Source organism: Bifidobacterium callimiconis (genome assembly GCF_003952005.1).
GTDB lineage: Bacteria > Actinomycetota > Actinomycetes > Actinomycetales > Bifidobacteriaceae > Galliscardovia > Galliscardovia callimiconis.
The window spans coordinates 64,763-88,684 of sequence record NZ_QXGJ01000007.1 but is presented as its reverse complement, the minus strand read 5'-3'; the positions used below and the strand labels follow the sequence as shown (position 1 = coordinate 88,684).

The 23,922-nt window shown below is 63.7% G+C and carries 18 protein-coding genes and 3 tRNA genes; 2 read left to right on the top strand and 19 right to left on the bottom strand.

The window, feature by feature from the left end; translation table 11 throughout:
• The first annotated feature begins 12 nt into the window (after nt 1-12).
• Entirely contained in the window at nt 13-435 is a 423-nt protein-coding gene (locus D2E23_RS07645) for an HIT family protein (protein ID WP_126030356.1), read from the top strand.
• Between the two features lie 279 nt (nt 436-714).
• On the opposite strand, the gene dapC is transcribed toward D2E23_RS07645, so the two are convergent.
• The 14 genes from dapC to D2E23_RS07575 form a co-directional block, all read right to left on the bottom strand.
• Nucleotides 715-1,860 carry a succinyldiaminopimelate transaminase gene (gene dapC / locus D2E23_RS07640; protein ID WP_126030355.1) on the bottom strand — a complete coding sequence of 382 codons (1,146 nt, stop codon included), beginning with the start codon at nt 1,858-1,860 and terminating at the stop codon, nt 715-717.
• Nucleotides 1,861-2,029: 169 nt separating this feature from the next.
• Nucleotides 2,030-2,353 carry a ferredoxin gene (gene fdxA, locus D2E23_RS07635; RefSeq protein WP_093959694.1) on the bottom strand — a complete coding sequence of 108 codons (324 nt, stop codon included), beginning with the start codon at nt 2,351-2,353 and terminating at the stop codon, nt 2,030-2,032.
• A 119-nt stretch (nt 2,354-2,472) separates the two neighbouring features.
• Nucleotides 2,473-3,987 carry an amino acid permease gene (locus D2E23_RS07630; protein WP_126030354.1) on the bottom strand — a complete coding sequence of 505 codons (1,515 nt, stop codon included), beginning with the start codon at nt 3,985-3,987 and terminating at the stop codon, nt 2,473-2,475.
• Between the two features lie 327 nt (nt 3,988-4,314).
• Nucleotides 4,315-5,526, bottom strand: coding sequence for a UDP-N-acetylmuramate dehydrogenase (locus D2E23_RS07625; RefSeq protein WP_126030353.1), 1,212 nt, complete (start codon nt 5,524-5,526; stop codon nt 4,315-4,317).
• 275 nt (nt 5,527-5,801) lie between these two features.
• On the bottom strand, nt 5,802-5,972 hold the full coding sequence (rpmG, locus tag D2E23_RS07620) for a 50S ribosomal protein L33 (protein ID WP_093959697.1): 171 nt from the start codon (nt 5,970-5,972) through the stop codon (nt 5,802-5,804).
• Between the two features lie 44 nt (nt 5,973-6,016).
• A tRNA-Met gene (locus tag D2E23_RS07615) sits at nt 6,017-6,090 on the bottom strand.
• A 5-nt stretch (nt 6,091-6,095) separates the two neighbouring features.
• Nucleotides 6,096-6,167, bottom strand: a tRNA-Thr gene (locus D2E23_RS07610).
• A 1-nt stretch (nt 6,168) separates the two neighbouring features.
• Nucleotides 6,169-6,250: transfer RNA gene (locus D2E23_RS07605), tRNA-Tyr, on the bottom strand.
• Between the two features lie 42 nt (nt 6,251-6,292).
• Complete coding sequence (locus D2E23_RS07600; RefSeq protein WP_126030352.1) at nt 6,293-6,613, bottom strand: hypothetical protein; 321 nt, start codon at nt 6,611-6,613, stop codon at nt 6,293-6,295.
• 200 nt (nt 6,614-6,813) lie between these two features.
• Nucleotides 6,814-11,526, bottom strand: a complete 4,713-nt coding sequence (locus D2E23_RS07595; protein ID WP_164520735.1) for a transglutaminaseTgpA domain-containing protein — start codon at nt 11,524-11,526, stop codon at nt 6,814-6,816.
• Nucleotides 11,527-11,610: 84 nt separating this feature from the next.
• Nucleotides 11,611-12,723, bottom strand: a complete 1,113-nt coding sequence (locus D2E23_RS07590; RefSeq protein ID WP_206432021.1) for an AAA family ATPase — start codon at nt 12,721-12,723, stop codon at nt 11,611-11,613.
• 284 nt (nt 12,724-13,007) lie between these two features.
• A complete protein-coding gene (gene groES, locus D2E23_RS07585) occupies nt 13,008-13,301 on the bottom strand; it encodes a co-chaperone GroES (RefSeq protein WP_093959701.1) in 294 nt (97 codons plus the stop codon).
• A gap of 514 nt (nt 13,302-13,815) precedes the next feature.
• On the bottom strand, nt 13,816-15,246 hold the full coding sequence (locus tag D2E23_RS07580; RefSeq protein WP_126030350.1) for a hypothetical protein: 1,431 nt from the start codon (nt 15,244-15,246) through the stop codon (nt 13,816-13,818).
• Nucleotides 15,247-15,497: 251 nt separating this feature from the next.
• Nucleotides 15,498-16,169, bottom strand: coding sequence for a GNAT family N-acetyltransferase (locus D2E23_RS07575; protein WP_126030411.1), 672 nt, complete (start codon nt 16,167-16,169; stop codon nt 15,498-15,500).
• 109 nt (nt 16,170-16,278) lie between these two features.
• Here D2E23_RS07575 and D2E23_RS07570 point away from each other — a divergent pair, with 109 nt between their 5' ends.
• A complete protein-coding gene (locus D2E23_RS07570; RefSeq protein ID WP_126030349.1) occupies nt 16,279-16,902 on the top strand; it encodes a 5-formyltetrahydrofolate cyclo-ligase in 624 nt (207 codons plus the stop codon).
• A gap of 163 nt (nt 16,903-17,065) precedes the next feature.
• Here D2E23_RS07570 and D2E23_RS07565 read toward each other — a convergent pair whose 3' ends face one another.
• The 5 genes from D2E23_RS07565 to D2E23_RS07545 form a co-directional block, all read right to left on the bottom strand.
• Nucleotides 17,066-17,707, bottom strand: a complete 642-nt coding sequence (locus tag D2E23_RS07565) for an SAF domain-containing protein (protein ID WP_126030348.1) — start codon at nt 17,705-17,707, stop codon at nt 17,066-17,068.
• A 140-nt stretch (nt 17,708-17,847) separates the two neighbouring features.
• Nucleotides 17,848-18,039 (bottom strand): FmdB family zinc ribbon protein, encoded by a 192-nt coding sequence (locus tag D2E23_RS07560; protein ID WP_093959706.1) that lies wholly within the window; start codon nt 18,037-18,039, stop codon nt 17,848-17,850.
• A gap of 186 nt (nt 18,040-18,225) precedes the next feature.
• Nucleotides 18,226-18,477, bottom strand: coding sequence for a hypothetical protein (locus tag D2E23_RS07555; protein WP_126030347.1), 252 nt, complete (start codon nt 18,475-18,477; stop codon nt 18,226-18,228).
• Nucleotides 18,477-22,214, bottom strand: coding sequence for a helicase (locus D2E23_RS07550; protein ID WP_164520734.1), 3,738 nt, complete (start codon nt 22,212-22,214; stop codon nt 18,477-18,479). Before D2E23_RS07550 ends, D2E23_RS07555 begins: the two co-directional genes overlap by 1 nt.
• An 11-nt stretch (nt 22,215-22,225) precedes the next feature.
• Complete coding sequence (locus D2E23_RS07545) at nt 22,226-23,779, bottom strand: variant leucine-rich repeat-containing protein (RefSeq protein ID WP_126030346.1); 1,554 nt, start codon at nt 23,777-23,779, stop codon at nt 22,226-22,228.
• Between the last annotated feature and the right edge of the window lie 143 nt (nt 23,780-23,922).

Genomic DNA, 23,922 nt, shown 5'->3' with positions numbered 1-23,922 from the left:
AAAGGAACTTCAATGAGCAACGAAGCTTGTGCATACTGCGATGAGGGCGCTGCCCTCGATGCCTTCGGAATCAAGATCTACGAACTGCCGGCCAGCAAGCTGGTGCTGTTCAAGGAGCAGAGCCACAAGGGCCGCGTGATCGTGGCGTCCAAGCATCACGTCTCCGAGATCGTGGAACTGAGCGAGGCCGACCGCAACGCCTTCTTCGACGACGTGGACCGCGTGGCCAAGGCCCTGCACGCCACGTTCCACCCGGACAAAGTGAACTATGGCGCATACGGCGACACCGGTCATCATCTGCACTTCCATCTGGTGCCGAAGTACAAGGACGACGAGTTCGAGTGGGGCGGCACCTTTGCCATGAACCCCGACCGTGTGCATCTGACCGATGCCGAGTATGACGAGCTGGCCAAGGCCATCGTCGCCAACCTCTGATCGATCGTCGTTCGATTGTCTGATTGATTTCTGATTGATTGACGGAGTGGTGACGTTCGCCCGTCACTGCTCCCCTCCCCCGTATCCCTTCCTCCCTGATTTTCTCCTTTGTGGAACGCGCCCCGTTGGTGGATTGCCGACGGGGCGCGTTTCTGTATGTGGGGATGGAATGGGTTATGGGAGCTTTTTGCTTGGGGAGCCCTCCCTCAGTCCGCCGATGGCGGACAGCTCCCTCCCTTGGAGGGAGCACGCTGGGGTTCGGGCGGGGGCACGCTGAGGTCAGGCGGCGGGAGAGGCGTGGGCAAGACGTTCGACGGCGGCGTTGACCGCGGCGTCGGTTGCGGTGGCGGATACGCGCAGATACGCCTTGTCCCCGTAGAACTCGCCGGGGCTGACGATGATGCCAAGCTTGGCGAGCGCGTCGATGTCGGTCCAGCAGTCGCCGCTGATGGCCTTCACCCACACGTAGAGCGCACCTTCGGGCATCACGGCCTCGTATCCGGCCGTGCGCAGCCCCTGCACGAGCAGTTCCAGACGTTCGCGGTAGCGCGCACGCTGGTCGAGTACGGCGTCCAGATCGTCGAGTCCTGCGGCCATGGCGGCCTGGCTCGGCCCTGGGATGATCTGGCCGATCTGCTTGCGGGTTTCCAGCATGGGCGCCACGATCTCGTTGTCGCCCACGATCAGTGCGGTACGATAGCCGGCCATGTTGGACTGCTTGCTCAACGAGTACAGGCACAGCAGGCCCTCGGCATCGCCGCCGCACACGTCGTCGCCGAGAATGCAGTCGGTGGCGGTCAGTTCCGGACTCACCACACGCCAGTCCATCAGCGCATAGCATTCGTCGGACACCACGACCGCGCCGATGCGTCGCGCCGCCTCGACGATGGCACGCAGCTGGGCCGCGGTGAGCACTTCGCCGGTGGGGTTGGACGGCGAGTTGACCCACACCATCTTCACGCCGGGCACATGCGCCCACGATTCCACGTCGGCGACGTCGGTCTTCAGCGTTTCCGCACCGGCCAACTGAGTGCCGATCTCGTACGTCGGGTAGGAGATGCGCGGCTGCACCACCACGTCGCCCTTGCCGAGGCCAAGCAGCGAAGCCATGAGCGAGACGCCCTCCTTGGAACCGACCGTGGGGCAGATGCCGGCGCCGAGCGCGTTCAGATCCACGCCGCGGGTCTTGGCGAACCAGCGGGTGATCGATTCGCGCAACGGTTTGGTGCCGCGCGTGACGGGGTATCCGTAGGCGTTCGGGGCATCGGCCGCGTCGGCGAGCGCTGTGCGGACGCTGGCGGGCACGTCGTCGACCGGCGAACCGATGGACAGGTCGATCATGCCGTCCTGGTGCTGTGCGGCCACGGCTTTGGCGGCGGACAGTCGGGACCAGTCGTATGGCGTGCTGAATGGTGCGAATCCCACGGGGTGCCTCCGTTCATGGGTTTCCGAATGAATGCGTATTGGGCGTAATCATAAGAGATTCCGGCACGTACCGTGCCCGTTCTCCCGTTTTGGCGGGATCTGGACAGGTATCGTGCCGGAATCGTACGGTGTGTATCCGAGTATTGCGAGGACGCTGTACTGTTGACGCTCAGTCCTGATTCTGCGGGGGCAGGGCGGCGACCTGCGCCTGATCGTGGTCGATCTCGCCGAAGCCGGATGCTCCGCCCTGATCGCCCACCTCGGCGAAGAATTCCACTGCGGCGTCCTTGTACCAGGCCCACTCCTCGGGAAGATCATCCTCGTAGAAGATGGCCTCGGTGGGGCACACGGGCTCGCATGCGCCGCAGTCCACGCACTCGTTCGGGTTGATGTAGAGCGTGCGCGGGCCCTCGTAGATGCAGTCCACCGGGCATTCGTCCACGCAGGCCTTGTCCTTCACATCCACGCACGGCTGGGCAACAACATAAGGCATAGTCGACCTCCTTCAGTCTCGCCGCACATCCCCGCGGCGTTTCACATACTGAACATATAGTTTACGCCGCCCCCATAACAGGGACGGCGTAGTGGACTGAGGAGAGCCTTCAGGAGGCGCTAGCGCAGCTCGGCGGGGATGTCGCCCTTGAGCTGGTCGAGGCCCAGACGGGAGTGGCGGTATCCGTAGGAGAAGTAGATCGCGAAGCCGACGATCAGCCACACCACGAAACGCACCCAGGTGAGTACGGTGAGGTTCAGCATGAGCCACAGGTTGGCCAGACCGATGAGGATCGGAATCCACGGGTTGCCCGGCATGGTGAACGAACGCTTGAGATCGGGGCGCTTCTTGCGCATGATCGGAATGGAGATGGCCACCAGGGTGAACGCGGACAGCGTACCGATGTTCACCATGTCGGACAGCACACCGATGTCGAAGAACGCGGCGACCAGAGCCACAATCACACCGCAGACGACCTGCAGCACGGCCGGGGTGCCGTGCACGCCGGTCTTGGACAGGCCGCGCGGCAGCAGACCGTCACGGCTCATGGCGAACACGATGCGGGTGAGGCCGAGCAGCAGCACCATGACCACGGTGGCCAGACCCAGCACGATGCCGAAGCTGATGATCTTGGCGGCCCAGTTGGCGCCCACCAGCTCGAATGCGGTGGCGAGCGACGGGCTCTGCGCCTTGGCGAGGTCCTTGTAGGAGACCATGCCGGTGGTCACGACGGCCACGGCCACGTACATGATGATGATGAGCAGCATGCCGGTGCCGATGCCCAGCGGCACGGCCTTCTTCGGGTTGTCGGTCTCCTCGGCGGCGGTGGCCACCACGTCGAAGCCGATGAACGCGAAGAACACGAGCGCGGCACCGGACAGGATGCCCGGGATGCCGTAGATGGACGGGGTCATGCCGGTGGCCCACTGCCACAGCGGTTGCGCCCAGATGCCGGTCACTTCGGACGAGGCGGTCTGAATGGAGGACGCGGGTTCGGCCGGCGGGATGAACGGCGTGAAGTTGGACGCCTTGACGTAGAAGAAGCCGACGATGACGACGAAGAACACGATGCCGATCTTGAGCACGGTCATCGCACCGTCCACGCGGGCGCCGAGTCGGGTGCCGTACACGAGCAGCGTGGTGAAGAACGCGACGATGATGATCGGCGCCACGTCAAGCGCGAACGAGCCGATCTGGATGTTGGTGTTGAGATTCCATCCCATCAGACGGAAGAAGTCGTTGAGATACACGCCCCAGTATTTGGAGATCACGGAGCCGGCCATGAGCATCTCCAGGATCAGATCCCAGCCGATGATCCATGCCACGATCTCGCCGACCGTGGTGTAGGTGAACGTGTATGCGGATCCGGCCACGGGGATCATCGACGCGAATTCGGCGTAGCACATCACGGCCGCACCGCACACGATGCCGGCGATCACGAAGCTGATGATCACGGCGGGACCGGCGTGATAGGCGGCGGCCTGGGCGCCCACGGAGAAGATGCCCGCGCCCACGGCGACGGCCACGCCCATGATGGCCAGATCCCACCATTTCAGATTGCGCTTGAGTTTACGGTCGGCCTCATCGGTTTCGGCGAGGGTCTGTTCGACCGTCTTGGTTCGTAAAAGATTCATATAGTCCTTCTCCCGGAGTGGACCTGCGATGCTGCAAGGCCTTCCCGTTGTAGTTCCTTGAAGAGATTAGACAAGAATTGTGAAAAAACAAGTAAACGAGCGGGGATTTGCCGGCAACGCGCCGGTTACGTCCGCAATATGGGACGTCAATCGTTTTTCGGAACGGTTCCGGAGCGGTTTCGCAGGGTAAGCGAAGACCGCCAGAGACAGCATGAAGCCCTCGGGAGCACCTCCCGACGGGCCTCATGATGGTTAGCGGCCGAAGATCAACGACCGAAAACCCACGTCCGCGATCAACGACCGATGGTCAAAGCGGTCGCGTGCGACTCAGCGCAGATCGATGCCGATGGCCACGGGCTCGGGCACCAGACGCACGCCAAACGCGGATTCGACGCCGTTCTGCACGGTGCGGGCGAGTTCGGCCACGTCGGCTGCGGTGGCGGATCCACGGTTGGTGAGCGCCAGCGTGTGCATGGTGGACAGCGACGCGGCGGCGCCCTCGCGCACGGCGAATCCCTTATGGAATCCGGCATGATCGATCAGCCAGGCAGCGGAGGTCTTCACTCCCTGCGTGCCGCTGCCGTCGGGCAGAGGCGCAGCGAATCGGGGAGCATCCTCGGGAAGGGTGGCGGCCGCATCGGCGGTGAGCACGGGGTTCATGAAGAAGCTGCCGCAGCTGTGACGGTTGTAGTCGGGATCGGTGGACCCGTTCACGGCCTTGAGCGCATCCATGGCCGCCGCGATGGTGCGGTCCTCCTTGGTGCCGCGCATCCACGGCGAGGCGTAACGGTTGGGATCCTCGAGCATGCCCTTGCCGGCACGCACGGCGAGTACGGCGTCACGAATGGCCTGCGTTTCCAGGCGGGTTCCGGTCTCCACGCCGAGCGCGCGGGCGAGCTGACCGACGTTGACCACACCGGTGGCGCTGTGACGCAGCGCGAACGTGACCGACAGCACCACGTATCGCGGTGTGGGGAAATACTTGTCGGCAGGCGTTGCGGGCGCCTGGTACATGCTCGACTTGAGCGCCGACGTGCGGTATCCGAAATGCAGATCGGCGGGTGTGAGTTCCACGACCTTCTTGGTTTCACGGTCCCACACCTCTACGGAATCCACGCTGTCGGCGACCTCCTGGCCGTAGGCGCCGATGTTCTGCACCACGGACGCGCCCACGGTTCCGGGAATGCCGGACAGTCCTTCTACGCCTTCCAGACCGAGTCGCACGCAGAATTCGACGAGGTCATCCCAGTTCGTACCAGCCTCGGCGCTCACGTGTACGGTGCGGTCGTCGCCTTCGACAGGGGCAACTTCGTCGGGAACACCGATGGATCGTCTCGCATCACGGACGACGAATCCCATGAACGGCTCATCGCTGACCAGCATGTTGGAGCCGCCGCCGATGACGCACAGCGGCACGCCGCGATCGTCCGCGTCCTCGACGGCCTCAATCACGCCCACGCGGGAGTCGGGTTCAATGAAACGTGCGATGGATCCGCCTACGCCGATGGTGGTCAGATCCGCAAAAGTAGGAGAAGTCATATGGCCCACCATATCAACAGGTAAGCCCTCCCTCAGTCCGCCTGCGGCGGCCAGCTCCCTCCCCGGGAGGGAGCACACGCTCCTTATCCTCGTGCTCCCTCCGAGGGAGGGAGCTGTCACGCAAAGCGTGACTGAGGGAGGGAACGCCACCAGCAAGGCCCATGCCGAGTACTCATCAACTGTTGGCCAGCGGCTCCGTCATCAGCGAAGCAAATACAAAAAATCCCGACCACCGTATGGTGATCGGGATTTGAAGTCTTGCCTAAGCGTAAACCTTAGCGGGTCTCGCGGTGCAGGGTCTTCTTGCCGCAACGGGCGCAGAACTTCTGCAGCTCAAGACGGTCCGGGGTGTTACGACGGTTCTTGGTCGTAATGTAGTTACGCTCTTTGCACTCGGTGCAGGCCAGCGTGATGCCGGGACGGATATCGGCGCTTTTTGCCATCATTCACCTCATATAATAGTGTCATCGCCGGCTTCTCCGACGTTTTGTAGCGAGGAAGAGACTCGAACTCTTGACCTTACGATTATGAGTCGTACGCTCTAACCAGCTGAGCTACCCCGCCATGAGAGCCTCGAGTGAGAATCGGACTCACGACCTCTTCCTTACCAAGGAAGTGCTCTACCACTGAGCTATCGAGGCGTGGCGGATAGTGGATTCGAACCACTGAAGCACGAAGCGGCTGATTTACAGTCAGCTCCCTTTGACCGCTTGGGAAATCCGCCATTGCTCATCCCGGAGGAAGACCTCCGTGATCGGCAACTCGGCTATATAAACATATTTTTGCGAGGTGCGCAAATCGGCGTGTCGTAGGCGTGTCGCCATCGGTACATGGCCCGCTCTATCCGCTTGTATCCCATGATTTCCAAGGGAAATCCGGCTTCGGCGAAGATCTGCTTGGGTCCTTTTCCTCGGCTGTATTCCTCGATCGCGTGTTTGGAAAATTCTTTCGTGTAATGGATATTCCCCCGCGCATCAACGTGGCTGACGGCGTCCAGGCTCTCCAGCAACTGCCGTTGACTGGCAGTGAATCCCCGCGTCTTCCCCTGTGATTCGTCAGGCGTCTCCCCCTGAGTCTGCTGTGACATGACACCTCCTTGCTGATTCATGTCAGTGGTCGCCTTGCCGTTTCAGGCGCGACGATCGCCCTCATTATGCACGGGTTATCTGGGAAATTGAAGGGTGCCGTATCAAAAAATGCGGCAAAATCGTCGTTCATGACATCAGCATGATCGTTTGCACACCGTGCGGGAACCGATCGCATGATGTTTCCGTTCATCATGAACGGTCATCGGCGGAACAGCGAGCGCGGAATCAACCGCAACGACACCGACCGTACGACGCGTATCGCAGGCGGCAATGACCGGGCGTGACCGGCCCAGGATTTCGCCAATGCGGTGCGGAGTTCGTCAATCATGACGATGACCTGCTCCGGTTCGGTGTCCGCCGCGTTCACCGCCGCGTTCACCGCCGCGTTCACCGCCGACGTCGAACGTGAATGATCGGCACTGCCATAGGCCTCGGATTCGGCGTTACCGGCGATACGCATGATCGCGACGTCGTTCGGGGACCGCTCCCCTGTTGGCGCGGCCTCGGTTCCCACCGATGCGGTCAAGGGGCTTGCCGGTTCGGCCGTGACGTTCACCGGCTGATCGGCGGTTGCCGCCGACCCGGTCATCCATTGCATGATCGTTTCGGCGATGTCATGTTCCGTGGCGCTCGCCGACCATCGTACTGACCAATCCCATGCCGAATCGGTCAGTTCGCGCCACGCCGTGATCCACATGTCCGGCCCGCCGGCGCGGATCACGCGCAGTCGTCGACGTCGGCGCCACGCGCGCAGCCACATGCCGGCCGTGACGAGCGCATACGCCAACGCCAGCAGCATCAGGACACCGAGCGCTCTGACCGCCCGCGAGGCGAGGAATCCCGACCAGCTGAACGTGGCGAACATCGACGACAGTCCGTGACTGTTATCGTCTGCGCCACTGCCGTCGCTGTTGTTGGCTTTGCCGCTCTTGTTCGCACCGTCGCTGTTCGCACCGCTTGTGGACGGCGCGCTCGACGGGCTTTGCGAGGCCGACGAGGAGCCGGAGGATTCCGTGGAGGGCGACTGAGAACTGGCGGAGTTTCCGGCGTTTTGCGTGGCGGAGGACTGTCCGGCGGCGACGGTCGCGCTGGTGTCGTCGCCGCTGGCCGGGGTCACGTCGAAGGGGATCCAGCCGAGTCCGTTGATGTACGCCTCCACCCAGCTGTGCAGCTGGTTGCTGGCCACCGTGTAGGAACCGTCGGTGGAGGCGCCGCCGCCTGGCGCGTAGCCGAGCACCATGCGGGTTTTGACGCCCATGGCCCGGCCGAGCACGGCGAGCGCGGACGCGTAGTGCGCACAGTAGCCGGTTTTGCGGTCGAGGAAGTCGCCGATCACCTGCATGTTGTTGCGGCCGGATCCATCGGGCGCGTTGAGCGAGTAGGTGAATCCGTTGTTGGTGAAGTAATTGACCAGATATTCCATGGATGCGATCTGGCTTTCGGCACCGGAGCCGTTGATCGGCACGCCCTGTCGTTTGGCCTGGTCGACGATCGCCGTCACCTGGCTGGGCAGGGCGTTCGGCAGTTCGTCGTAGCCGTTGGGGATCTGCTCGTCGATGACTTCGCCCGAGTCGGACGTGCTCTGCGACGTAACGTCGCCGTTTTCGACATCCTGAGTCACGCTGCCGCCGCCGATCGTGCCGTCGTTGTTGATCAGAGTCTGCAGGGGCGGCACGAGGAACGCGAACTCGCCGTCTGGATTTTCCATTCCCGCGCCGAGCGCGCCGTACATGCCGCTCATCAGACGGATCAGCCATGCGGAGGGGTTGAGTTCGATGGTGTAGCCGCGCACTTCGTACGCGGTCATGCCGGCGGTGCTTTCGCTGTCGTTGGGCACGACGTCGGGGATGCCGATCAGCCAGGAGCGGCCTTGCAGATCGTATTCGTCGATCACGCTGTCGTCGAGTTTGAGCCCGGCCTGCGTGAACCGTCCGATGCGTTTGCCGTTGGTGTCGGTCACGATGCCTGAATCGTTGTCGGCTATGCGAATGCGGAGGGTCTGTGAGGTGCGCTCCTCGCTCGCCTTGTCCTTCACCGCGTTGAGTGCGTCGATGGTGGAGAAGTCCTGTGCCGATTGGATGGGCGGAATGTAGGTGCCGCTGGCGGTGTAGGTCATGCCGGGCGTGGTGGCTTCGCTGGTGCTGTAGAAGGCCGAATCGCCGCCACGACGCCAGACGCCGGATGAGGTGACCTGGTTGGTGTCCACGGAGCCGGACGGCACGGGCAGGAAGCGGGAGTTGAGCGCGTCGATGGTCACCTTGGTGTCGACTTCCCAGTCGGCGCTTTCCAGGCCGCCGGTTTTGGTACCGCCGAGGATGTCGAGATACTGGTCGAGCGGGGTATCATAGCCGAACCGGTTGTAGGGCGAATAGGACGAGTATTGGAATCCGCCGCTGCCGAACGAGCCGGAACGGCCGCTGCCGCTGGTGTTGCCGTCGACCGGTTCGGATGCGGTCTGACCGTCGGCCGTGCCGCCGTAGAATCCGCCGCGTTCACTGAGACGTTGGGAGAACGACCATGTGTCGCCGTTGAAGTCGTCGAGCGTGGCGAGACGGAAGTACAGGCGTTTGTTGGCGGTATAGGTGAACACGGTGGTGGCGCCGGCCTGGTTCACGCCGCGTTTGAGGTCGATCATCGGGTTGATCGTGCCGTTGGAGAACACGCCGCCGCCATCACCCAACGAAATATCCACGCGTTGGGCGGCGGTGACGGCCATGGGCGTGAATCCCACGGCGATGGCCGCGACGAGCACGGATGCGATGATCGGCGTCGGCGGGCGCATGCGTGTGCGATGGTCGTGCGTGGCCCACAGCAGGATGCCGCCAAGCGCAAGACAAGCGGCGATCCATGGCAGGGCGAGTTCCTGCCCGGCCCACGCGTAGGCCACGGCGGTGATGACGATCGGCAGGATCGTGCAGATGTTGCGCAGCGGACGGGCGGCGAGCAGCAGACGTAGAACGATCGCGATGGCGGCGACCGCGATGATAAGCAGCGCGTCGGCATATCCGCTGATGACGACCGGCACGTACTGTTCGTAGATTTCGGTGGCGCCGGATTCGAGCGCGTCGAGAATATGGGTGAAGCCGGTTTTCTCCGCCGCGGGAAGCGCGTCGGGCTGGTTTTGGGCGTTCATGCCCTGCAATGTGTCGAGCGTTGACGAGGTTGACGGCGTTGGGATTGACGATGCCGCGGCACCGGACGTGGCTGATGCGTTTGCGGACGCGGACGCAGTTTGTACGGCGGACTGCAGATCGTATTGACGGATGCGCAGCACGGCGAGGACGACACCGGCGAGCGCGGCGAGAATACCGGTGGCCACGCCAAGTAGGGCTATGGTTCGCCGGCGTTTGGCGGGGATTACGGCTTCCAGACCGACGATCGGCAGCACGGCGTAGGCGAACCACGTCCACCAGCCCGCCTCGAACAGCGCGCTGGACTGCCATACAGCGAGCGCCAGCAACGCCGGTATGGCGAAGGCTTGGACGATTCGTGCGGGGATGGGAGATGCGCTGGGGCAGGCCGTGTTGGCTATTTGCACTGTACTGGGAGTTGGAGTCCCTTCCCCAGATCTGCCGTGCCGGCCCCCATCAGAGGGAGACTGGTGTGGCGTTTCCTCCGATAAGGGCGCTGTCACGCGGTCGTATGACTGAGGGAGAGACTGCGCCCGCAACTTACGCTGCGCATCAGAAGTCTTCGCGTTGCCGCGGGCAGCCTCACTCACATCATCGGATGCTCTGTTGCGCGTCTCGTCGCACGTATTCTGCTCCCCCGCCATCGTCTCCACGCAAAGACGGCGTTTCGGCAGCGCGGCTCTCAGCGCCTGCTCCAACGTCAACCCCGAGGATTCACCGGCGTTCTTCGTATTGCGGGATTCGTTGGGATTTTGGGAATCCCCAGAGGTTTCCACCGTCGTGTGCACAACCGTGGGGATATCCGAATTCGACTCCGGCGTCAGCAGTACGGCAACATATCCGGTCAGGCGGTTCAGCGTCTCCGCGATGGACCGTGCACGGTCCTCGACAGTCACGTCATGATCACCCGACTGGGCAGCCGTCAGAAACCGTTCGATGGCATCGGCGTTCGAGTATACCGTCTCGCCGTCCGTCACGGCCACACGCACGCCGGCCGCGTGCAATCGTACGCATCGATGCAGCGCCGCGGCAAGGCATGCGTCAAGGTCTTGCGTAGTGGCCGTGTCGATCACGATCAGCGTGTCGGACCGCGTGTCGCGAGAGCCTTCGCGAGTCATGAGCGTGCCGCGGTGCGCGCTCGCCCGCCACGCGATCATGCGCCACGGGTCACCGGACTCGTATCGCCGGACCGTGGCCGAGTCGGCGTCGTCATGACGGCCGGTTCTCGACGACATCGGTTGGGCGCCGACGGCATCGGCAAGGGACGAGTCCGGCGGATTCCGCAGTTCGTCACGACCGTCGCGCTCGCGAATCAGGCGTCGGATCTTCCACAGGCCAAATACGTCGAACCAAGTAATCGCCGTGGCGTCCAAGTGGTACAGGCCCCGATCGGACGGCTCGTCGATGGTACGGATGCGACGAATCACCCGATCATGCTGATCCAGCTGCGACCATTGATATTCAATACGCACCGCGCGCGGAATCAGCCATCCCGCCGCCATCCCTCTGGCTCCCCTCCCTGAGGGGAGCTGTCTGCGCAGCAGACTGAGGGGAGCAGCACCTGAGCCATCACTCCCCTCAGTCGCCTTGCGGCGCCAGCTCCCCTCGGAGAGGGGAGCCTGAATGTGCGGGATCAGTATCCACGTCAACAACGCCAGCATCAGCGACACCGCCATCAGCACGGGCACGGCGATGGAGAAGGCCATGAGCGCGGCGCTGTCGATCGCCAGCGCGAAGAACAACGCCACGCCGGCGAGCGCCAGCATGACGATCAGGCGCATGGTCGGCCGCACCATACCGTGTCGGTACGGCGCATCGCGGTGGCGCAGGACTGGCGGGATGACGGGCATGGCGGTTCACCGGGCCTATCGGGACCGCGACGATCGGGCGGAACGTGCCGAATGGCCGGACTGCCAGGCGGCGGATCGTCCGGCGTTCGGCGCTGGTACCGACTCCAGCACCGATTCCACGATCTGTGCGCACTGGTCGGCGGATGCGACCGATCCGGTCATCGAACGGGGTACGAGGCGATGCGCGAGCACGACGACGGCCAACGTCTTGACATCGTTCGGCGTGACGAAATCACGGCCGTCGATGTATGCGCGGGCGCGGGCCATGGCCAGCAGGTTCAGTCCGGCGCGCGGCGAGGCGCCGAATCGCACGTCGGGATGATCGCGGGTGGCACGCACGATCGACACGATGTAGTCGGCCACCGGCTCGCTCACATGCACAGCGCGCACACGGGCGAGTACGTCGGCCAGCTCGAGCGTGGAGCACACGGGACGCAGATCGGTCAGCGGTTCGCCGGCATGCGTGCCGAGCAGCATGGCGCGTTCGGCGTCGTGCGTGGGATAGCCGATCGATGTGCGGGCCATGAAGCGGTCAAGCTGCGCTTCGGGTAGAGGATACGTGCCCTCGAGCTCGATCGGATTCTGCGTGGCGAGCACCAGATACGGTTCGGGCAGCTGGCGGGTGACGCCGTCCACGCTGATCTGTCGTTCGGCCATGGCCTCGAGCATGGCGGACTGGGTCTTGGGGTTGGCGCGGTTCACCTCGTCGGCGATGACGATGTCGGCGAACAGCGGTCCGGGGTGGAACTCAAAGCGCTGCGTGCGCTGATCGTACACGTTCACGCCGGTCAGGTCGGACGGCATCATGTCGGGCGTGAACTGGATGCGGTGCACGGTGCCGCCGACGCACTGGCCGAGTGCGCGGGCGAGTGTGGTCTTACCCACGCCTGGCACGTCCTCGAGCAGCAGATGACCGCCCGCGCACAGTACGGTCACGGTCAGTTCGATCACGTCGCGCGAGCAGGACAGCACACCGGCGAGCGCGTCGATAATGCGTTGCGGGATTCCGGCGGGGTCGGATAAGGCCGAATCGTCGTATGCAGAATGTCCGTCATGCGGATCACGGTCGTCGTATGCGTCACGATATCTGTTCTGATATCGATCTTCGTGATGCTGATCCCCCATCATCGGCTCCCGTCATCGAAAAGTCTGTCATTCCCCACTATAACGTGACGCGGAATACCCGTTTTTGCTCTTTGGGGCGTCAACTTCCCGAATATGAGGCGATTTTCGTCCTGTTGGCGCCCCAAAGAGCGGATTTCGGGTATTTGACGCCCCAAATTTGACGCGATAGTGCGGCACGATAGTGCGGATTGCGCCCGGATATGCAAAAGGCTCCCGACCGAAGATTCGGTGGGAGCCTTGACGTGTGCAAGACGCGGTCATGACGACCGACGTCGGACTGAATCAAATCAGTTCAGGATGGCCAGCACGTCGCGAGCGGAGACGATCAGGTAGTCCTCGCCGCCGTAGTTGACCTCGGTGCCGCCGTACTTGGAGTACAGGACCTTGTCGCCGACCTTCACATCGACGGGGATGCGCTCGCCCTTGTCGTCGCGACGGCCCGGGCCCACGGCCAGGACTTCGCCCTGCTGCGGCTTCTCCTTGGAGCTGTCCGGAATGAACAGACCGGAAGCGGTCTGGGTTTCGGCAGCGGCCTGCTTGATGACAATCTTGTCTTCCAACGGTGTGAGTGCAATCGACACTGTGGGCCTCCTCTTTCAAAGAGCAATCGAACAATTCCCACGCCAGAACGCCGCCGAGAGGCTGACGATCACTCGGGTGAACGTCCCTTTGCGCTATTCGTTATGGTAGCGCGAAATTAGCACTCTGCCAACTTGAGTGCTAAAGGAGTTTGCCGGAAGCGTAGATGGGGCGGGGAAGGAGCGGAGCACTCCCCTCAGTCGGCTTCGCCGACAGCTCCCCTCGGCGGCGAGGGGAGCCGGAAAAGATGGAACGTAGATGGGGGCGTGAGGGAGTGGAACGCTCCCCTCAGTCCGCTACGCGGACAGCTCCCCTCGGCGGCGAGGGGAGCCGAAGTATTACAGCATTGGCTCCCCTCGCTGAGGGGAGCTGGCTGCCGTAGGCAGACTGAGGGGAGCATCCCAAAGAGGCGAAAGCAAGGATGCAAGCGTAACGAGTAAAAGATAAGAAAGAAGAGAACACGCCCTCAGTCCGCTCGCACCTTCAGCCCCTCCACAGGGAGGGGCCGGGGGAAAATCAGCCGCGACGACGGGCCAGAACGGCGTCCACGTTTACGCCGAGGGATTCCTCGGTCTCCTTGGGGGCTGCGACCGGAGCGTGGGCGGCGACGGCGGCCTTGCGCTCGGCACGACGGGCGGCAGCCTCCTCGACCTTCTTGTCGCCTACCAGACGGGACACGGCATCGTCCTTGGGAACGGATGCCGGGCGAATGCTGGAAGGCGTGACCGGGGCGGTCTGCTTCGATGCGGCGTTCGCTGCAGGACGGGCGGCACGCTGCGCACGAGCGGAGGAACCCTGCACGGGCCGGCCGGAGCGCTGCTCCTCGGCGGCAGCCTTCGCATCGGAGCGCGAGGTCATTCCAGCCTTATCGGATCCGACAGCGGCGGGCTTCGTATCTGACGAGGTCTTGGCCTTATCGTCGGCGGCCGGTGCGGCCTTCACCGGTTCGGCGTGGGCCACCTGCTTGGTGGACTTGATCTCGAGGCTCTGCGGTTCGGCGGCCTTGACCGGCTTGCCATGGCGCGGGGCACCCAGCGAGAAGGAGATGAGATCCTGATTCGCGGCGAGTTCGAATGCGTCGAGCGCATGGGACGGCGATACCCGCTCGAGTTCGTTGGTGAAGTCCTCGGGTTCGGCGGCCGGCTTCTCCTTGATCGCAGGCTTGGCGGCGACGGGCTTGGCAGCACCGTCAGCGGTCGCGGCGGTCTGGGACTGCGCCGAAACGGGCTTGTGCGTTGCAGGTCGCATACCGCCTGCAGCCTGCTGGCGAGCGACCTTCGGGGTTTCGCCGGTCTCATGGCGGCGCTGGCTGCGCGGAGCGATCGTGGCCGGCGACTGCGCGGACTGTGCAGCCGGAACGCCGGCAGACGAAACACCAGCAGACGGCGTCTCCTCAACCACATCTTCTTCATCGTCATCCGGCATCACGGACTGTGCCTGCGCACGGGCGGCAGCCTCGCGCGCGCGACGCTCCAGCTCACGGGCACGAAGGGCGGCGATCTTCTCCGCCTTGGCACGCTCGAGCGCGGCCTGAATATCCTGCGCACTCATCGCATCGGTGGCGGTCTGCGCGTCGGGCTCGCCTGCAGCGGACGCTGCGGCAGCACCGGCACCCGTGCCACGGTTACGAGCCCCCTTTGCCGCCGCGCCGGACGCCTTGCTCTTCTTGGCGGCACGACGCTTGGCCGCGGCCACCTTATGCTCCCACTCGCGCGCCTGCTTGGACGCGCGCACACCCAGAGCGAGCACGATCACATCAAGCACAACCGGAATCAACGCGAACAGCGGACTGAAATGCAGCAGCAGGGCGAGAACGAACACCACGATGGCGACGGCGAGCAGCGAACCCACGAGAATCTGACGACGACGAATGGCGGCACGACGCAACGCGCGCACATGCTCGATCCGCTTATCATCGAGCTTGGTTGCCTGTGCCCCAGACTGCATAGCCGTCCCTTTCCCGGCGGTAGTTGGTGTCCTGTCGCCGAAGTGCATACCATCATCCATATCGATGATATGCAATGATGCGGAATACCGGTCTGGACGATGCTCCATCGCGTTCCTCATGCCGCTCATCGTTTTCCACGGCTGAAGACCGAACATAAGTATCAATACTATCGCCCACAACACAACACTTGCGAGCGAATCCAGATCCATGAACTCTACGATAGGGTAACCTCCTGAAAAAACGCGAAGGCTCACGGGCGGTGTGTCGGGCCCGATTCCGGTTTCAGACGACTCGTCAACGAGCCGGAAACGTCGGAATCAAGCAGAACATACACCTCATGATCGCGCCACTGGCCGTTCACATACATATAACTGTGCCGTACCCCCTCGAAATTCATCCCCACTTTCTCCACAACATGCTTGGAGCGCTCGTTCTCCGGAAGGATCGCCACCTCCATGCGATGCAGCTGCGGGCCGGTCGGATCGGTGAGCGCCCAGTCGCCGATCATGGCCAGAGCGAGCGGCGCCAACCCCCGTCCGGCATGCGCCTCGTCGACCCAATACCCGACGGTGCCGGTACGCATGGAACCATAGTTGACCGCGCCGAGCGAAATCTGTCCAACAATGCAGTCATTGAGCTCCATCAGCAGAATGATGCCACGTCCCAAACGCTCCGCCTCACGCTGACGATTGAGCCATTCGTCGAACGTTACGGGGGCACCGTGCAGCGGGTCGCCGGAATCCCACGGCCTGAGCCATTCTTCGTTACGCTGGCGGGCGGCGCTCCATTCATCCCAATCCGCGCCGACCATGGGGCGAAGTCGCAGCGGCGCGAATCCCTGCGGCGCCTCAAGCACGGACGGCACGCGGAAGTCTGCATTACCCGTCTCGGACACCTGATTTCTGGAAAACAGCCGGAACATGGCTACCATGTTCCGCCGAGGGACGTACAAGCGGCCGGACTTCACACGGGGATGTTCGTCATGCGGTCAGCGGACGTGGACGGTGGAAGGCGACTGATAGAACCGTGACATGAGCGAAGTTGCAAATGAGCCCGTTGATCTGACATTCCCCGACGACGTGCATGACAAGTCCGCGCTGCGGCACGTGGTCTTGGCCCGCCGCCGGCTGACCACGCCGGAGGAACGGGAGTCCGCCGGCGAGCGCCTGGCCGACGCAGCGATGGAAGCCGGTCTGTTCGACGACGTGCGCACGGTGGCCGCATACGTGTCGATGGGTACGGAGGTGTCCACGCTGCCGTTGTTGCGCGACCTGCTGGCGCGAGATGTGCGAGTTCTGGTGCCGCGACTGGGCGCCGGCCGTGATCTCGGCTGGGGCGTGCTGGAACGGATGGACGATCTTGCCGACGCCGGCGAGCGCCGACCGCAGGAACCGGACGGCGAGACGCTGCCCGCGGAGGCCATTGCCGATGCCGACATGACGATCACCGCGGCGGTGCTGGTGAATCATGACGGATGGCGGCTGGGCCGCGGCGGCGGATGGTACGATCGCATGCTCGCGTTGCGCCGGCCCGGCACGAGTGTGACCGCCGTGGTGTGGCCGTGGGAGTTCGTGGACCGGGAGCTGCCGCGCGAGGATCATGACATGCCGGTTGACGGAGTGCTGACGCCGGAGGGGTTTGCGCGAGTGCGGTAGAAGACTGCTGTCTGCGCGGAGAGGACCCCTCCCTCAGTCGGGCGGTGCCCGACAGCTCCCTCCCCAGGAGGGAGCACGAAGGGGTTGTATCTGGTGCTCCCTCCTGGGGAGGGAGCTGGCACGCGCAGCGTGACTGAGGGAGGGATCACCCGCGAAGCCCGTCTCAGTCGTCGCTGAGCGCCACAGCGAGAATCGGGCCCGCTTCCTGGGCGGCGAGCACGGCCATGGCCTCCTCGGCGGTAAGCGCGACCGTCACCGTGGCGTCATCGCCGCCCCGACCGGACAGAATCCCACTGGAGTCGTCGCTCCCCCGTTCCGGCACTTTCACCACCATGGCGGATTCGGCGAGCACACGGTCGGCGGCCACCAATCGCACGGCGCGCCCCGGCATCAGCGCATCCGTCGAACTTGACACCGTGATCTCGACGGCGGTATGGTCGGCGGCCACCACCGGCGCACGTGTCGCCATTCCCCGCATGATCGGCTCGCCTTTGGCGATATCCACCTGCGCGATCAGTCCGTCGACATCGTCCGCCGACGAAAACGCCGACTCGGTGATCGCGGAAACCGGCACCTGTTCGATGGTCACGCTGGCGGCGGTGATCGTCGAACCACGGGAAATCGATGCGGACGCCACCGCCACGGGGCCGCGCGCCACCAACGACATCAGACACTGCAGAATCAGCCACACCGACAGACCGGCGCATACCGCTATGGTCAGACGGCGTACGAGGGCACGACGTCGACGGGCGGCCACGGTGTCGTCACGTCGGCGGGACGATGATGAAAATAATGAAAAAGGCATGTCTCCACTGTGCGTGATGAAGACATGCCTTGGCCAGTGTTGGCGACCAATGTGGTCGAATGTGCATTAGCGTTGCAATTGCAACGATCGTGGGCACATGACCATGTGGGTGCGCTACAAATTTTTACGACGAATGCGACTCACTTCTTGGAGGATGCGCCGTCGGTGCGGTAGAAACCGTGGCCCTTGAACTCGATGGACGGGGCGGCGTACACCTTGTGCACCTGCTCCTCGCCGCACTTCGGGCAGACGGTGATCGGGTCGTCGGTGAACGACTGCTGTTCGGTGAAATCGTACGAACAGTTCTTGCAACGGTAATGATACGTAGGCATGAGTAGCTCCTCCACAACTCACAGGACTTCACAGATCAAGCGTCAAGTCGAACGTCAAAGTCAAAAGACAATCGGTTACATATCCTAACCGGAATGACGACAAACGCGGATGGAGAGTTCACTGGTAGCACCTCATCCGTCCGCCGTTGGCGGACACCTTCCCCTCAAGGGGAAGGATATGTCTCTTCAGCGGCGGCCTTCGGCGTCGAACTTGGCCCAGTGCGGGGGCAGTTCGGTCAGGATGCGCTGGTCGTCGTCGCGGGACTTGTTGGCGCGCTCGCGCAGGGCGTCGGGGTCGTTGGAAGGTTCGGCGTCGAAGAATCCTTCGGCGTCGAACCGTTCCGTTCCCTTGAACACCACGCGACGATGCTTTTTGCGCCGGGATGCGCCCGACTGGGTGGAGCCGGCAGTGGAGCCGGCAGTGGAATCAGCGGTCATCACGCGGTCCTTGTTCCAGCGGCACTGGCAGCGCCGGCGGCACGACCGGCCGGGACGCCGGACGCGGGTCGCGGCTGGGCACCCTTCGCACCGGCACCGGCGGCACCGGTAGCACCGACGAGCTCGGCCATGCGGGCCACCACGCGGTCGACCTCCTTGTCGGGGTTGACGAAGGCGGCCACGCTCCACACGACCATGACCGACCAGCCCATGGCCTGCAGATCCTCCATCTCGAAGCGGTGACGCTGGCGTGTGGACGGGATCGACATGAATCCGGCGTCGTCGGTTTCGATGGCCAGAATGAACGGCTTGCCGGGCAGGCCGACGACCATCGGAATGCTCATGCCGTCGGGATAGCCGTAGTTGAGCTCCACGTGCAGGCCACGGGCGCGCATACGTTCGGCCAGATCGATGAGCAGCGTGCTCGACTCCTTGGGCAGCGGGCGCGGCTCGGGCACCTTCACCTCGTCGAGGTGCTCGCACCAGGCGAGCAGCTTCTTCATGAGCTGAGCACCGGGCTGGCGCAGGCGCTCGTCATCAAGATCCTGGGAACCGAACGAGGAGACGACATCCACATGCACGTGGGCGAGCGCGAGCGCGTCGAGCAGCATGGCGTCACCGCCGTTGAGTTCGAGCATGCCGAACTGCTGGAGGAGACGGCCGTGCGTGGTGCGCGCGAAGCCGAGCGTGATGATCACGTCGTCGGATTCCACGCCGCTGACCTCGTTGAGGCTGACGATGCGCACGTGGCGCAGGAACTTGCGTAGTCCCGGATCCTTGGAGCTGCGGGATTTGAGTTCGGCGCCGATGCGCTGGCGATGCACCTGGGAGATGGTCACGATGGTCAGCGAGTAGGATGCCGGCACGATCGAGAATCCGGTGGCGCGGCCGATGACCAGCTCGATCACCTTGTCGATCTCGCTCTTGCTGCTTTCCACCAGTCCGGTGACGGGCGACGGCACGCCGCTGGCCTCGACGCGCGTGTAGCGTACGCCGCCGCGCGGGTTCGGCATCGACGACAGCATGAGCGGCACCTTGCCGTATCCGTTGTCTTCAAGGAAGCGGGAGATGCGCGGGTCGCGATGGTCGACGCGCGCCCGTACCTTCAGCTGCTTGAGGTACGGCACGAGGGCCGCCACTGCGGGCGACGTGATGGTCTCGCGGTGGGCGATGACGACCGCCTGATCCACACGCGCCAGGATCGACAGCAGTTCCAGCGGGTTCATGTGGGCCGCGGAGTCGATGATGGCGATGTCGGCGAGATGGCCGAGCGACGTGTTCGCCACGAGTGTGGCGGGCGACGCCACGAGGATCGGCTTGGTGGCGGTGAGAATGTTCGGGTAGTCGCGGCGCAGGCGGCTCAGCGGCACACGGGCCGGGTTGGCGAGCAGCGTGTGCAGCTGGTTCGCCTCGTGCGAGCGGGAGAACAGCAGTTCGCTCAGTCGCTTGGTCATCTCCTGGTTGACCATCGGTCCAACGCTGGCCACGTGTTCGGCGTCCACCTGCGCGAAGCGTTCGGAGGCGGACGAGAGCACGGAACCGTCCTGATTGGAGATGATCGGCGAGGAGTGCACGATCAGTTCGAAGATGGTGGTCCACCAGGCGAGCTGCAGTTCGCCGGGGGCGGCGTCCTTGGAGACGCGACGGTTGCGCAGGTCGTCGACGAGATCGCCGAGTCCGTTGGCCACGAAGTCGCGCTCGAGTGCGCTGCGTTCGGGCAGAGTGTCGAGCGAACGATGATCGTCGAACAGGGCCTGCAGACGGGATTCAAGCGCAGCGAACTGCACGGATTCGAGTTCGGCGCCGTCGGGCGTGGTAGCAAGCACGCTGTTCAGCGCGGTCAGGTCGGAGAGGATCGCGTCCTGCGTGTCGATGATGTCGTCGAGCTTGGGCGGCAGCACGGGCCATCCGCCGTGGGGTACGAACATGCGCCACTGTTCGGCCTGCTTGGCCACCACGAGCAGCGCCTCGTGCAGATCCTCCACCTGGGCGCCCACACGCAGCAGGCTCTTCGCCTCCTTGACGTGGCGGCGACGCTCCCAGAAGCCCATCGTGGTGCCCTCGGTCTTGCGGGCGGCCTTGGACTTGGACGCCTCGATCATGGCGGGGATGTCACGCTCGAACACGGCCGGCTGGAACACGTCGAGCACGCGGCGCAGGTTCTTGAGCACCACCACCTGGCGGCTCCACTCCTGCATGGTGTTCGGGATCGGGAATCCGCAGGTCTCCACCACCATGCGGATCTGCTCGCGCACGTCGGGCAGCAGCTTCTCGAGTAGACGGACCACACGCTGGTAGGCGTTCACGGCCTCCTGCTCGCTGTACACGGCGGCCTTGAACCACGACGTGTCCTCCGGGCCGATCTCGAACTCGCCGAGCTCGCCGGCACGCACGAGCTTCTTGCTCCACGCGTCCATGGAATTGCCCAGCTGTCGGGCCGTGCCTTCGGTCAGGCGCACGTGCGTGGCCGGGTGCGTGGGCAGCGCGGAGATGCGGGCGAGGTTCTGGATCGTCTCGTACGCGGAGATGCCCCATTCCTTGTTCTTGCCGTGCAGGTCGCCAAGATAGCGGGCCAAACGGGTACGCACGCCCACGAGCTCGTCGGCCACCTGGTCGAAGTGTGCGCTGGCCGTGCCGGGCTGGAAGCCGACGGCCGCGATGAGCTGATGGTCGATGGCGTTGTTGAACGCACTGTCGTTGATGTCGAGCAGCATGCCGGACATGTCGTAACGCTTGACCTGCTTGACGAACCGACGCTTCTGACTCGGCACGCACGGCACGTACAGCACGGTCTTGCCGTTCATGATGGCACGACTAGTCACGCCGGCGGCGATGGATTCGGAATCGCGGCCGCCCGGCAGATCGACGAACGCGGACGCGCCCGACGACACAATCTGCGCGGCGTAGCGCGTGACGTTATCGACGTCGCCGATCTCGAGTTCGTTGTGCGGATCGATGTCGTACGGTGTGTACGAGGAGACCGGATACTCCGACAGGAACGCGGCGGCCTTGTCGTTGCCGGCGAGTGTGTCGAGCAGATCGTTGCCGGTCACACCACGCTCCATGCGACGCAGCAGCGTCTGCGCCTCCTCGATGAACAATGTGGACGAGTGAATGAAGCAACCGAGGATGATCTCGCGCTCAACGATGAACGAATCCACCGAATCGCCCACCAACGACGTGATGCGGGAGAACAGTGCGGACGTCTCCGGGGAATTGTCGGCGTACTGCGACGAGTCAAGCAGTGCATCCTCGTCGAGCATCACGCCCTGATCATGCATGGCGGAGATGAACGCCGGATTGAGCGTGGCGGTGGACGTGAACCGGATCTGCGCGTGGGCGAGGGATTCGGCGCCCTCTTCCTGATCCACCTGCACCGGGTAGAGCAGCAGCGGCATGGCCGAGCCCTTCCAGCTGGCCACGCCCACGGCAAGGGACAGCTGTGCGTTGCCGCTGGCGCTTTCCACCGCGATCTGATCCTCCAGCACGCGCGACAGACGACGCTGACCGGCGCGCAGCATGCCGCTGTCACGGAACAGGCTGCTCAGCTGCACGTGGCCGCTGGCGAACAGCTGCGCGATACCCGACGGATGCGCATGCGTCAGATCGAGACGCGCCTCCAGCTGGGACAGATCCTCCACCGGGGAAGGTCCGTGCTCGTTGCGGTACTCACGGTACCACGAACGGATGCGTTCCAATGCGGCCGCCGGTTCGAGCTTGTTCTCGGTTGCATTCATGGTGTTCGTCTCTACTCCTCTTTGGCGGCCTTGAATTCCTGATAGCCGCTGTTGTTGCTCAGCGCCTGGTCGATGTCATCGTTGCCCTGCAGTTCCAGCCACGCGTACAGATCGGGGTACAGCGCGGGGTTCATCGCCAGGAACGGCAGCAGCTCGGGATGGTTGGCCATGTCGAACTGTTCGTCGAAGTTACGCGACGTCTTGGCCTGATCCGAAGTGAAGCCGTCCACCTCGATGGTGGGCTCGGGCTGGTTGAGTTCGCCGCGAGACAGCCGTTCGAAGACGGATCCGGCTTCGAATACCGGAGTGAACGCGGTACGAGGTGCCGGACCGTGATCGGCTGCGGCGGCCTGTTCCAGAGCGGCGTTCGGACGCATGCCTCCGCCGATCACGCCACCGCTCGCATCGATGACGGGCAGGGCGCTCACTCGTTCGGCAGTGCTGCGACGGGCCGCTGCGGCGTCCTGGAACAGATCGCGCGGTTCGGGTTGACGTTCGGGTCGCTCCTGCATGACGGGCACGTCGACCGCATCGGTTGCGGCGGGCGTCGTGGCCGTGATAGACACGCCGCCCTCGGGAGTCGTCGCGGGGATGGATTCGGACGGATTTTCCGCGGCGCCTACGGCGGTGTTTGCCGCGACGGCATTCGCATCGTTTGCCACGATGCCGACGTTCGGATTCACGGCGACGGTTGCCGGCTGCACCGGTTCATCCGATGCATCGCGCGCGGTGTCGTCCGCGATGTTCTGCGCGGCGGCCTGCTGCAGATCGGACTGCGGCGTACTGGACTGCGGCGTACTGGACTGTGCGTTCGGCGCCTGCTGTACGTTCTGCTGCAGCGGCTGCGTGTCACGCACCACGGCCTGCTGCTGGTCCGGCTGCTGTGCGATCGGCTGCTGCTGTGCCGCGCGATTGGCGGTGAACACCGGCTGGATGGACGCCGGCTGCCCGGTTGGCTGACCATTCGCGTTCAGCCAGCCGCCCACGAAACCGCCGGTGCCACGCCCCTGTCGCAGCTGATCGGCCACGGCACGATCATGCAACGCATCGATACGGCTGCGCACGGTATTGGTGTTCAACAGACCAGTGGGTTCACCGGCGCGAAGATCAAGAATGTCATCCACGCTCATCGACGCGGCATCGACGTTCTGCTGGCCGCCCGGCGCGGCGAATGAGAACAGATCGGTCACCTGACGGTTCGGCGCCTCGGCCTGCACCTTCAGAAAATCCACCGGAACGTCGCCAAACTGGAATCGCATGGGAGAACGCGGCAGCATGAACGCCTGACCGGCGGGAATACGCATGAGTTCGCCGTCGTCGCGAACCACATACGTACCATTCGTGGAGCCGGTGTCTTCAAGTTTGGCGCTGAGATTGTCCGCCACCTCGAAACGGGCGTGACGTTTCGACATCGATTTGGTCGTGTCCTCCACATCCAGACGGATCGTCCCCTGCTCCGCTGCCATGGGGCGCAGGGGCTTACGGCCGATCACCACGGTCTGCCCCGCATCGACACGCAATTCGTCGACGCCATTGACCCTGATTAGCCATTGCTGATCACTCACAGCGTATGCCTCCTCTAACCCAAAACGACACTCAAACACTATTGTGTCATGGCTTCCCGAATTATTTGCGGTGGAACGACGGACGCGTCGCACATCTGCACATTGTGCGGAAATACATTGTGCGGAAATACAGGAACCCCGTC

What these genes read in the sequence shown, in the direction of transcription:
- D2E23_RS07625 (WP_126030353.1), bottom strand. Translation starts at nt 5,526, where the DNA reads ATGACTTCTCCTACTTTTGCGGATCTGACCACCATCGGCGTAGGCGGA.
- fdxA (WP_093959694.1), bottom strand. Translation starts at nt 2,353, where the DNA reads ATGCCTTATGTTGTTGCCCAGCCGTGCGTGGATGTGAAGGACAAGGCC.
- D2E23_RS07575 (WP_126030411.1), bottom strand. Translation starts at nt 16,169, where the DNA reads ATGTTCCGGCTGTTTTCCAGAAATCAGGTGTCCGAGACGGGTAATGCA.
- D2E23_RS07580 (WP_126030350.1), bottom strand. Translation starts at nt 15,246, where the DNA reads ATGCAGTCTGGGGCACAGGCAACCAAGCTCGATGATAAGCGGATCGAG.
- D2E23_RS07565 (WP_126030348.1), bottom strand. Translation starts at nt 17,707, where the DNA reads ATGCCTTTTTCATTATTTTCATCATCGTCCCGCCGACGTGACGACACC.
- D2E23_RS07600 (WP_126030352.1), bottom strand. Translation starts at nt 6,613, where the DNA reads ATGTCACAGCAGACTCAGGGGGAGACGCCTGACGAATCACAGGGGAAG.
- D2E23_RS07570 (WP_126030349.1), top strand. Translation starts at nt 16,279, where the DNA reads ATGAGCGAAGTTGCAAATGAGCCCGTTGATCTGACATTCCCCGACGAC.
- D2E23_RS07590 (WP_206432021.1), bottom strand. Translation starts at nt 12,723, where the DNA reads ATGATGGGGGATCAGCATCACGAAGATCGATATCAGAACAGATATCGT.
- D2E23_RS07595 (WP_164520735.1), bottom strand. Translation starts at nt 11,526, where the DNA reads ATGCGCCTGATCGTCATGCTGGCGCTCGCCGGCGTGGCGTTGTTCTTC.
- D2E23_RS07555 (WP_126030347.1), bottom strand. Translation starts at nt 18,477, where the DNA reads ATGACCGCTGATTCCACTGCCGGCTCCACTGCCGGCTCCACCCAGTCG.
- D2E23_RS07550 (WP_164520734.1), bottom strand. Translation starts at nt 22,214, where the DNA reads ATGAATGCAACCGAGAACAAGCTCGAACCGGCGGCCGCATTGGAACGC.
- rpmG (WP_093959697.1), bottom strand. Translation starts at nt 5,972, where the DNA reads ATGATGGCAAAAAGCGCCGATATCCGTCCCGGCATCACGCTGGCCTGC.
- D2E23_RS07630 (WP_126030354.1), bottom strand. Translation starts at nt 3,987, where the DNA reads ATGAATCTTTTACGAACCAAGACGGTCGAACAGACCCTCGCCGAAACC.
- D2E23_RS07560 (WP_093959706.1), bottom strand. Translation starts at nt 18,039, where the DNA reads ATGCCTACGTATCATTACCGTTGCAAGAACTGTTCGTACGATTTCACC.
- D2E23_RS07645 (WP_126030356.1), top strand. Translation starts at nt 13, where the DNA reads ATGAGCAACGAAGCTTGTGCATACTGCGATGAGGGCGCTGCCCTCGAT.